Annotated in this window: 7 tRNA genes; all 7 read right to left on the reverse strand. The window is 52.2% G+C overall.

The window, feature by feature from the left end:
* Positions 1-12: 12 nt before the first annotated feature.
* A tRNA-Tyr gene (locus I8U27_RS20350) sits at positions 13-97 on the reverse strand.
* 6 nt (positions 98-103) lie between these two features.
* Positions 104-179, reverse strand: a tRNA-Val gene (locus I8U27_RS20355).
* Between the two features lie 36 nt (positions 180-215).
* A tRNA-Glu gene (locus tag I8U27_RS20360) sits at positions 216-292 on the reverse strand.
* Between the two features lie 243 nt (positions 293-535).
* Positions 536-610 (reverse strand) — tRNA-Gly (locus I8U27_RS20365).
* 12 nt (positions 611-622) lie between these two features.
* Positions 623-698, reverse strand: a tRNA-Lys gene (locus I8U27_RS20370).
* Between the two features lie 7 nt (positions 699-705).
* Positions 706-780: transfer RNA gene (locus I8U27_RS20375), tRNA-Gln, on the reverse strand.
* Between the two features lie 8 nt (positions 781-788).
* Positions 789-873 (reverse strand) — tRNA-Tyr (locus I8U27_RS20380).
* Between the last annotated feature and the right edge of the window lie 2 nt (positions 874-875).

Raw genomic sequence — 875 nt, forward strand, 5'->3', positions numbered from 1 at the left:
CCCATTAATCAGTGGTGGAGGGAGTAGGATTCGAACCTACGAAGGCAATGCCAGCGGATTTACAGTCCGCCCCATTTGGCCACTTTGGTATCCCTCCATGTTATGGTGGACGGTGACGGGATCGAACCGCCGACCCTCTGCTTGTAAGGCAGATGCTCTCCCAGCTGAGCTAACCGTCCCCAGGGAAGGCCGGGATCCAGCCTGCGATATATAAATGGTGACCCGTAGGGGATTCGAACCCCTGCATGCCAGCGTGAAAGGCTGGTGTGTTAAACCACTTCACCAACGGGCCGTAACTACATCGCCTTTGAAATGGCGAGCTTCTCAATTCATCTGGTGCGGCAGCCCACTGCCATCCACAGGGACATTATTTTCGCTTGCATGATCGTTTTCAGTGTTTCCATACTCAATGATCATATTGTACCAGAATGATGTTGCGATTAGCATCCCATCCCAATGCTCACTTTCATCCACCCATTGAAACGGGGGAGAGATTGAATGGGCATAAAAAAACCTTCAGCAAGTGAAGGATGGTTGGAGCGGAAGACGGGATTCGAACCCGCGACCCTCGCCTTGGCAAGGCGATGCTCTACCCCTGAGCCACTTCCGCATCTCATGTTAATGGTGAGCCATGAAGGACTCGAACCTTCGACCCTCTGATTAAAAGTCAGATGCTCTACCAACTGAGCTAATGGCTCGTAATATTGGCTGGGGAGGTAGGGATCGAACCTACGCATGACGGAGTCAAAGTCCGTTGCCTTACCGCTTGGCTACTCCCCATTAATCAGTGGTGGAGGGAGTAGGATTCGAACCTACGAAGGCAATGCCAGCGGATTTACAGTCCGCCCCATTTGGCCACTTTGGTATCCCTCCAT

This window comes from Paenactinomyces guangxiensis (assembly GCF_016055185.1).
Taxonomy (GTDB): Bacteria; Bacillota; Bacilli; order Thermoactinomycetales; family Thermoactinomycetaceae; genus Paenactinomyces; species Paenactinomyces guangxiensis.